Below are 8,567 nucleotides of genomic sequence, written 5' to 3' on the forward strand. Positions count from 1 at the left end.
GGGTGTCCTTCGGTCGATGGGGTCATGCGATGAGCAGGCAGGCGTCCCAGGTGGATCGGGGCGGTTCGGCAGTGCTGGGCGCGAGGAGGGCCAGTGCGATACCGGCTGCGCCGTCGAGGAGACCGGGTCCGCGCTCCTCGTCCTGCATGAGCGTCGTGGCGGCGTGTGCGGGGTCGGTGCCCGGCGGTTGGACTGCGGCTAGGAGTGCCGGGATCGTGGCGCGGAGCTGTCCGGCGGTCGAGGGGTGGGCGTCGTCGGCCGCGCGGGCGGCGACGTGGGCGAGGCCGGCGAAACCGTGGCACAGGGCGTTGTCCGTCGTGGCCTTGAGCTGAACGGGGTCGGTGAGTGCGGCCACGAGCGCGTTCTCGGCGTCCAGCCGGCGGCCGTCGTCACCGCGGGCGAGCGCGGCGAGTTGCTGGGCGCGGGCGAGGCCAGGGGTGCCGTAGCACCATGACGGCCGCCGCGCCGTGGACGGGGTGAGGCGGCCGGTACGCAGCTCGTCTCGGGTGAACCAGTACGGCCACGCCGGGCCTCGGCCGGTGTCCTCTCGGCATCGGTCCAGCCACACCAGGATCCGGTCCAGTGCGTCCTCGTGGCCGTCGACGAAGCTGCCCTGCCTGGCGGCGAGCGCCAGGAGCGTGAGCACGCCGCCGATACCGTGCGCCATGCCGTTGTTGGCGTGTCCGCCTCGAAAACGGTCGTCCCGGTGGCCCGAGGGCCCTGTGTCCGTCCACCAACCGGGCAAGTTCTCGCCGTCGTGTGTGATCGGTTGGGTGAGGCGTACGCAGTAGTCGAGTACGGCGCGCAGGGCGGCGCTGCCAGGATTGCGGCGCAGGAGGTAGGAGCCGTATCCGCTCAGGCCGCGAATGGTGTCGAACTCCGCGAGCGCTGGGAGGAGTCCGGCGTCGATTCGCCGGTGTGCGGCGTCGACGCGGCGGCTCACGTCGTCAGCCATTTGTCGATCGAGAGTGTCAAGCGCGCGCCGGTAGGCGCCGGGCAGGTGATCGGCGGCGCAGGCCAGAGCGTGCGCGAAGGCGGGCGCCCCGTAGAAGGGGTGGCTGTCGGGGCCGCTAGTGAGCGGTTCACTGGAGGCGGCGGCGAGCCAGTCGTGGGCGCGCTGCCACGGCCCCAGACCGGCCGCAGCCCGCTCGATGTGCAGGAGCGCGATGCCGGGCAAGCCATAGGCAAGGTGCTGCCGACGAGAGACCGCTGGCCCAAGGTACGCCGTGTGGGGGTCGGCGAGCTGCTCGGCGACGGCGTCGGCCAGGTCCAGCCCGGCCTGCGCGGTCATCGTGTCCTCCCAGTGGTGCGGGCGGTCCAGGCCAGGGCGGCAGCGCGAGCGAGGTAGAGGCAGACCTCTTCTTCGGGGAAGTTCACCGCGATGTGCCGTACAAAATGAACGTGCAGCAGCGAGGTCAGGACGTCATCGAGGGCGATCCCCTGCGTGTGGGGACCTGGCAGGTGCCGCCGGTACGCGGCGAGCGCCGCGTCGCGATCGGCGCACCCCGACACGATCGCCGCTCCTCCGGGGGCGCCGCGCAATGCCGCCCAGGCGTCGCCAGGGTCAGCGAAGCGTACGGCATCGGTGAACTGCGGGCGCGGTACGGGCACGGGCGCTGTAGGCGGGATGTGGTCGATCAGCCAGCGCATCCCGGCTTGAGTACTGCCGAGGAACGCGGAGGCGATAGAGACAGTGTGTGCGGCCACCAGCGTGCGCTCGTGTGGGCGCCGCGGCTGCGCGAGCTGGGCCAGGATGGCGCGCGAGTCCGCCCGGAACACTTCCCCGGCCGCGTCCCATGCAGGGCCAGACCCCCAACGGCCCATCTCCCGATAGGAGGTGGGGTACCGCAAGTCCGCCAGCAGACCGGCGCCGCGCAGCTCGTCGGCCCACCCGCTCACGGTTCGAGTCGTCTCGGCGAACGCCTCCGGCGTGGGTAGCGCGATGCGCAGACGCAAGTGCTGCTCGGGGTCGCGGAAGCGGATGAACCACCACGGCGGGCCACCGAGCCGTTCGAGCAGATCGGGCAAGTGGCAGGAGAGCAGAGTGTCCTGGCGGCGAGCGTCTCCATACAAGGTGGCCAGCAACACCGACGAAGCGGCCGGGGTCTGCATCTGGGCTGGGGAGAGGATGCGAGCCGGGGTGGGGGCGGGAAGCGCCGGCCACGCCGGCGGCCGGATGGCCTTGAGCGGCACCACTATCTCGTGGGCGCGACCGTCGCACCAGCCGAACGCCCCCGATTTCGGCGCCTCGACGAGCACGGCCAGGCCCACTCGGTCGAGGTGCTGGCGCAGCAGCGTCCGGTGGCCGGCCTCGTCGAGGTCGAGGAAGAGACGCCGGTCGTCCTCCACGAGGTAGACCCGCCGAGGTAGCCGCCGCCTAGCCCGCCAGTCGGTGAGGGCGGAGTCCCATTCGGCCCGAGGGCGTGTGCGACCAGGCTGCTCGGTCGCCTCCAGCCGCCAGCGGGCCGGGGCAAGCACCGTGCGTCCGCACCGCAGGCGCGGTAGGAACGGCATCGCCGCCGCAGCGCCCCAGTCGAAGACGGTGACCTGCGCGCATTGAGCACGCGACAACTCGGTGAGGAATCGCACCAGCGGCGGAGTGTGCGTGTGGAGGTTAAGCGCGTGCATCCCGACGGCCTCGATGCGCCGCCCGCGCTCGGGGGCGGCCAGGTACATGCGGCGGCCGTCGCACCCCACCGCCAGGTCCGCAGGTGTGAGGACATGGTCGGCGGGGGCTCGGTGTTCGTGGAGGCTGATCACGGTGGGCAGGACTCGCGGGGCGCGTGTGATGTGGGCGCTCTCGGGCAGGAGCGGCGGAAAGGACAGGTGCGCGGGCACGGTGTTCCTGTCAGCGGTCGGAAGGTCAGCCAGTTCGGCGGCCAGGGCCTCACGGTCGGCGGTGCCCAGGACGCTGAGGAACCGGCCTGTGGAGACGCCGGCGCCGCGAGACACGCTCACGACCTCCAGCCGGAACTGCCCGCGCTGCAGCTCGCCAACGCTTGCCGCGTGGACGCGCACCCCCACCTCCAAGTGTGGCGGCACCCGGGGTTCGTCGGGCCCTACGTCCAGGGCGTCGATCAACTCGTCGGTGAGGACCACCTCGTCGCGGCCGTCGAGCGCGGCGGCCTGCGCCAGCCGTATAAGGGCGTCATCCCGAGCGGAGACGCGAGGCCGACTGGCGCCGGGCGGGATGCTCGGGTAGCCCTCGGGGTAACCAGTGCCGCTGTCCGCGACGACTTCCTGGAGCGGCACCATCGTGCCGATGCCGTACCGCTCGTAGAACCGCTGGTGGTACGCGCCCCACGCCGCGGTGCCGTACGGGCGGGCGCTGACTCGGGTCAGGATCAGGGCGGCGCGCTCGATCTCGCGGGCGACCGCGTCCGGCAGCACGAGCTGCGCGTCCAGGCGCAGGTCGAGCGCGACAGGGTGGCGGCGCAGACCTGGCACGAGGGCCTTCATCCGCGCTGCGACGCTGTCCCGCCCGCCCCGCGAAGTGCACTCTTTGAGGCCGGTCCGGATCGCCCGTAGCTCGCGCAGCATTTCCGCGACCGAGGGGAGGCTGTCGGTGTCGATCGCGTCGAGTCGGTCGAGTAGATACCCGAGGGCGTCGGTCTCGGTGCTGGGTGTGCGCAAGCTCGTGATCAGGACATGCCGCTGGATCAGCTCTACCAGCAGTCGGCGCACCTTCTCCGGTCCGGCCTCGGGGAACTCCGCCTGGAGCTTGTGCGCGAGCACACCGACCCGGACCGGCGCTCGCGTTGCGGCGAGGACCGCGCGTACGGGCTCGATGAGGGCCAGGGACGCCTCAACCGCGCGAGTCCGATCGTCCTGGGCGTCGGATTGAAACGGCACGATGAGCCGGTCCCCGCGGCTCGTCACGGTGTTGTTGACGACCACCGGCAGCCGTTCGAGGAGGTCGGGGCAGGACTCCAGCCTCTCGACCACGGCGGCCAACCACTCTGCGCCCGCATGGCCGATGGCTACGCGCTCCGCACCCCAGCGTGCGCCCGCCTGCGGACCGAATTCTGCGACGGTCACACCGGCGAAGAGCCCGAACGGCGTCGCCCGGTGCTGGGAGCGCAGCAGGTAGCGGGCCACGGACAGTGCCGCACGCCGGACGTCTCGCGTTAACGGCTCATCGGCCGTGCACACGGTCCGTACCTGTGCGGCCAGGACCGGGCTGGCGTGTTCCAGGGCTTCGGCAAGGTCGGCGTTCGCCCAGACCTCGCGCAGCCAGGCGGCACAGGTGGCGGACCCGTTGGCAGAGTCATCGTCGAGGTCCGGAAGCGGAGGACACGGCAGTGTCGGCTGGGCAACGGCTCGTACGAGAGCGGTCGTGCCGGTTCGGAACGCTGGGCGCGGAGCAGCCACCACTACCTCCGTAGGTGAGAGACAGGCGGCTGGTGCCGCCACGCCACAGGGCGCGGCGGCACCAGCCCGGAGCGACGTGAAGCCTCGGGTCAGGCGACGTTGGTGGTGCAGGCGCCACAGGTGGTTCCGCAGTTGTCGTCGGTCAGGTTGACCAGACCTGCGGGGTCGGCGACCTCGACGAGGGACACGTCCAGGTCGAAACCGTCCGACGTCCTCGGCGTCTGCTGGCTCACATGAGTGCTGCTCGGTACTACGGTGCTGCGTGTCATGCCAACTCCTTTGAGTGGTTGGGATGTTGTTGTGCGGTGGTGCCCGCCTCCGGCCGTACGGCACAGTCCGCACGGCCGGAGGCGGGAGTCTGGTCAGACGGCAGCCGGTCGCCGCTGCATGAAGTAGGCAAGCGCCTGAGCCTTGAGCCGGTCGAGGCACGGCTTGCAGGCGTGGACTGGGGCGTGCTGCCCGTCCCACTGCAGTGGGCCGAGCCAGATCACGGGCACTCCGGTGCGCTCGCACCCGAGCCAGCAGTCACCGGTGACCCAGTGCTCCTGCATGCCGGGGAGCTGGGTCATGTCTCGGCTCCCGTCCGCGGTCCAGGGGTGGGCGACCGGCAGGTGGGCCCGCACACCCAGAGCTGGAACAGCAGGCCCCGATGACGTACTTCGCCCAAGATCTCGCCGCTCGCTCCCAGGTACCAGGCGCAGCGTGCACACTCCATAGCCATCTGCTGGCGGGGTCGTAGGCGAGCGACGTCCGGCACGGGCGAGGTCGCCACGACCGGCTTCACTCGTCGCCCTTCATGAAGAGTTCGGCCCAGACCTCTTTGCACCGTGGGCGCTCCTCCGGGCCGTGCAGGTCATAGCCCCAGCGGTCGGCGATGCCGTCGATCAGGAGCAGGCCGCGGCCTGACTCGTCGTCTCCCCCGACCTGCCCGAGCACCGGCAAACGTGATGGCGCCCGGTCCACCACCCCAACGCGAACCCGTGTCGCACTCGGTCGCCCAATAATCAGGCGGATCGAGTCGCACGGGGTGTGCCTGACGGCATTCGCGATCAGCTCCGAGATGATCAGTGCGGTGACGTCGGCCAGGTTGTCGAGGTGCCATACGCCGAGGACGTCACGGACGAGCTTGCGGCCGATCTGGGCCGTGGACGGCTCGCACGGGAAGGTCTGGCTATAGGCGGGGTGGCCGGTTGGGTCGGCCTGAACTGGCTTAATGAGACTCGTCATTGGGGTTGAGCCTTCGTGTCGTCTCGGCGCCCGGCCCACCCCTGCGGGGGACCTCAGGGGCGGGCCGGGCCGTCAACAGCCGCCCGCACGGTGGGCGTAACGGGCGACCGACACCAAGACAACTCCCCTTCTGCGCACGGTGGTTAGGGCGATCAGCCGTCCGTCCATCTGAAGAACCTAGGGCGATTTGACCTTCTCTTTACCTGGCGGGGCAAGGGAGGTGAGGGCTACCGTGCGGACATGGACACCACGCGCAACACCGTTCTCGAGGCGTGGATGGCCGAACACGGCTACAGCTCCAACAGCCTTGCTGACACTGTGAACAGGGCCTTAGAGGAACTGACCGGGAGACATGGCGGCCTCGACGGTTCATCGGTCCGGGACTGGAAAGCAGGCCGGGTCACATGGCCCAAATCGGCTACCCGCAAGGCACTTGAGGACGTCAGCGGCCTGCCCGCCGTCGCTCTAGGGTTCGTGCCACGGGGCCGGACTCCGTCCAGCCCAGCCCCACCGCAGCAGGAGGACCCCGACATGAAGCGCCGTACCCTCGTCGGAGGCATCGCGGCGGCTGCCGCCGCGGCAGCCGCCGCTCCCGGCACCGCATCCCCGCGCCGCATCGGCATGAGCGACGTCGACCGTCTACAGAAGCGCTTCGCCGAGATCATCGCCAGCGACCACCGCCACGGCGGCCAACTCGGCATCGAGCAGCGGGCCGCCGCGCTCGCCGACGAGGCCCTGAATCTCCAGAACGCGGGCAGCGCCAGCCAACGGGTACGCAGCAGCCTCTACGCCTCCGCAGCGGCGTTCCGTTCCTCAGCGATGTGGGCCGCCATCGACGGCCGGCGCTACGACATCGCCAAGGCGCACATGCGTGAGGCCCAGGCCCTCGCCGAGATGTCCGGCGACCAGGCGATCAAGTTCCGCATCTGGAGCCACGCAGGCACCATGTACCGGCACATGGGCCGTCCCGCGGACGCATTCGCCGCCAACGACGTCGCCCGCAACCTGCACCTCACCCGCCGAGACCCTCTCTTCGCCTCCCTCGGCCTGGCCCGCCAAGGCGCCATCCACGGCGCAGCACAGGACCGCACCGGCACCCGCCGGGCCTTCGAGCAGGCGCAGGACGCCATGCTGCGCGCCGACCCCGCCGACTACCGGCCGGTGTGGATGCTCGCCTTCTACGACCAGGCTGAACTGGACTCCCTGGCACTGTCAGCGCACTTGGCGCTCGGCGACTACTCCACCGCCGAGTACCACGCCCACCGCTGCTTGTCCGCCCTCCGGCCCCACATGATCCGCTCCCGGGCCATCACCACGACCCGGCTCGCGCACGCCCAGCTCGCACAGGGCGCCACCGACGCCGCCACGACCACCGCGATGAAGGTCCCTGCCGAGGCGGCTACCCAGCACGCCCGGGTCACGCGCATGCTGCAGGAGTTCGGGGCCGCCCTGCGCGCCACCGCGCCGGGAAGCTCCAGCGTGCAGACCTGGACCGAGCACGCCGCCACCTGGAGGATGGCCGCATGACCACGGCGCCCGCCATCGAACTGCGCACCTTCACCAACCTCGACACCGCCCGCGGCGACCTCCTCGACGTGTACGCCGAAGTGCGCGCCCCACTCCTCCACCTGCCGAACTACGCGGTCACCGCGTTCGGCGAACGCCTGGACCGGCACAGCACCGAGCCGGGGTTCGCGGCTGTCCTCGCGTACGCGGACGGACATCCCGTCGGCTACGCCTACGGCAACACCATCGAGCACGGCGACCGGTACTGGCAGCGCACCAGCCCGACGCCGGCCGAGAAGTACACCGAGCGTCCGGTCGTAGCCCTGAAGGAGATCGGCGTCCGGCCGGCCTGGCGGAAGACCGGCACTGCCCGGCGTATCCACGACGCCCTCCTCGCCACACGTGACGAGCCCTTCGTAACCCTCATGGTCAACCCGGCTGCTGGGGACGGAAAGGTCCACGCGCTCTACAAGTCGTGGGGGTACGAGGACGTCGGGCAGAGCCAGCCGTCAGTGGCCTCGCCCGTCCTCACCGTGATGATCCGCGCAGCCCGCTGAACAGCAGCCACGGCCCAGCGGCTTGACGGACTTCCACCGAGCCCCTGGAATTCCAGATGCTGGACCTCCGCCCCGAGCGCTACAAGATCGCCGCCTCGGGGGTTCGTGCAAGCCGGTGAGTTACGACGAGTTCCCGGCGGTCAGAGCCTGCAACAGCAGTGATCCCGTGGGTCTCGGTGCCAACGGATGCCCGGGGCGCTGAAGCGCGTGTCCTCGGCCTGCCCACACTGCTCCTGGACGCCGACGCCACCAGCCAGTCCGCCTACGACTGGTTCAAGGTTCCCCAGGCCGCCGGCTTCGAGATCCCGGCCAACCTGATCGTCGAGCGGTACCCGTTCGATGACATCGCCGAGTACATCCGGGCCAAGCGCGCCGAGTTCGGCGCAATCGTGGTCGACGCCGGCGGCGGCAGCGCCCGCATCTTCCACGAGGCGGTCACCGAGGCGAACCTGCTGCTCGTGCCGGTCGCCCCCACCAAGATCGAGCGCCGCAAGCTCGTGGCCACCTTCGACGAGGCCGAGCGCGCCGCCGCCCGCAACGAGCGCGACGTCACCGCCAACGTAGTCCTGGTCAAGGCCGACGACCGCACAAGCCTGCCCCGCACGGCCAAGGACAAGCTGCTGGAGCCCGCCCAGGGCGAGGGCATCGGCCCGGACCGCGACGAGCCGTTCCCCCTCGCCGAGACCGTCATCCACTCCTGGGTGCACTACATGGAGGCCTTCGGCGAGATCCCCACCGAACTGAGCGAGTACGCCGAACTGATGAAGGAGCTCACGGCATGACCGAGCCAATGAAACCCCCGGCCCGCCGCACCGGCCGCACCCTCGCAGGGGCCAAGAAGGCGACCCCGCCGCACCCTCCCCCGGCCGCCGAGCTCACCCCCGAGCAGTACGCCGCCGAACAGGC

Annotated in this window: 8 protein-coding genes; 3 read left to right on the top strand and 5 right to left on the bottom strand. The window is 70.7% G+C overall.

Features of this window, described 5'->3' with window-relative positions:
- Positions 1 to 22: 22 nt before the first annotated feature.
- The 5 genes from O3Q52_RS15840 to O3Q52_RS15860 form a co-directional block, all read right to left on the bottom strand.
- Positions 23 to 1,291 carry a lanthionine synthetase C family protein gene (locus tag O3Q52_RS15840; RefSeq protein WP_269649421.1) on the bottom strand — a complete coding sequence of 423 codons (1,269 nt, stop codon included), beginning with the start codon at positions 1,289 to 1,291 and terminating at the stop codon, positions 23 to 25.
- Positions 1,288 to 4,374 (bottom strand): lantibiotic dehydratase, encoded by a 3,087-nt coding sequence (locus O3Q52_RS15845; protein ID WP_269649422.1) that lies wholly within the window; start codon positions 4,372 to 4,374, stop codon positions 1,288 to 1,290. Before O3Q52_RS15845 ends, O3Q52_RS15840 begins: the two co-directional genes overlap by 4 nt.
- Positions 4,375 to 4,460: 86 nt before the next feature.
- Positions 4,461 to 4,640 carry an FxLD family lanthipeptide gene (locus O3Q52_RS15850; RefSeq protein ID WP_030661977.1) on the bottom strand — a complete coding sequence of 60 codons (180 nt, stop codon included), beginning with the start codon at positions 4,638 to 4,640 and terminating at the stop codon, positions 4,461 to 4,463.
- 93 nt (positions 4,641 to 4,733) lie between these two features.
- The gene (locus O3Q52_RS15855) at positions 4,734 to 4,922 is read right to left on the bottom strand and encodes a hypothetical protein (protein ID WP_033531147.1); all 189 of its coding nucleotides are present in this window, start codon (positions 4,920 to 4,922) and stop codon (positions 4,734 to 4,736) included.
- A 229-nt stretch (positions 4,923 to 5,151) separates the two neighbouring features.
- Positions 5,152 to 5,598: an ATP-binding protein gene (locus O3Q52_RS15860; RefSeq protein ID WP_266586906.1), complete on the bottom strand. Its 447-nt coding sequence runs from the start codon at positions 5,596 to 5,598 to the stop codon at positions 5,152 to 5,154.
- A gap of 240 nt (positions 5,599 to 5,838) precedes the next feature.
- Between O3Q52_RS15860 and O3Q52_RS15865 the strand changes: the two genes are divergently transcribed.
- The 3 genes from O3Q52_RS15865 (at position 5,839) to O3Q52_RS15875 (ending at position 8,443) form a co-directional block, all read left to right on the top strand.
- Positions 5,839 to 7,125 (top strand): XRE family transcriptional regulator, encoded by a 1,287-nt coding sequence (locus tag O3Q52_RS15865; RefSeq protein ID WP_266586904.1) that lies wholly within the window; start codon positions 5,839 to 5,841, stop codon positions 7,123 to 7,125.
- Positions 7,122 to 7,661 carry a GNAT family N-acetyltransferase gene (locus tag O3Q52_RS15870; protein WP_266586902.1) on the top strand — a complete coding sequence of 180 codons (540 nt, stop codon included), beginning with the start codon at positions 7,122 to 7,124 and terminating at the stop codon, positions 7,659 to 7,661. The genes O3Q52_RS15865 and O3Q52_RS15870 overlap by 4 nt, the downstream gene beginning before the upstream one ends.
- A 176-nt stretch (positions 7,662 to 7,837) precedes the next feature.
- Positions 7,838 to 8,443, top strand: a complete 606-nt coding sequence (locus tag O3Q52_RS15875) for a ParA family protein (protein ID WP_266586900.1) — start codon at positions 7,838 to 7,840, stop codon at positions 8,441 to 8,443.
- The last annotated feature ends 124 nt before the right edge of the window (positions 8,444 to 8,567 follow it).

Origin of the sequence: Streptomyces sp. ActVer (assembly GCF_027270795.1) — a bacterium.
GTDB classification, from domain to species: Bacteria; Actinomycetota; Actinomycetes; order Streptomycetales; family Streptomycetaceae; genus Streptomyces; species Streptomyces umbrinus_A.

Bases quoted from the DNA above. Each gene is read 5' to 3' on its own strand.
- O3Q52_RS15865 (WP_266586904.1), top strand. From the start codon at position 5,839: ATGGACACCACGCGCAACACCGTTCTCGAGGCGTGGATGGCCGAACAC.
- O3Q52_RS15860 (WP_266586906.1), bottom strand. From the start codon at position 5,598: ATGACGAGTCTCATTAAGCCAGTTCAGGCCGACCCAACCGGCCACCCC.
- O3Q52_RS15855 (WP_033531147.1), bottom strand. From the start codon at position 4,922: ATGCAGGAGCACTGGGTCACCGGTGACTGCTGGCTCGGGTGCGAGCGC.
- O3Q52_RS15870 (WP_266586902.1), top strand. From the start codon at position 7,122: ATGACCACGGCGCCCGCCATCGAACTGCGCACCTTCACCAACCTCGAC.
- O3Q52_RS15850 (WP_030661977.1), bottom strand. From the start codon at position 4,640: ATGACACGCAGCACCGTAGTACCGAGCAGCACTCATGTGAGCCAGCAG.
- O3Q52_RS15840 (WP_269649421.1), bottom strand. From the start codon at position 1,291: ATGACCGCGCAGGCCGGGCTGGACCTGGCCGACGCCGTCGCCGAGCAG.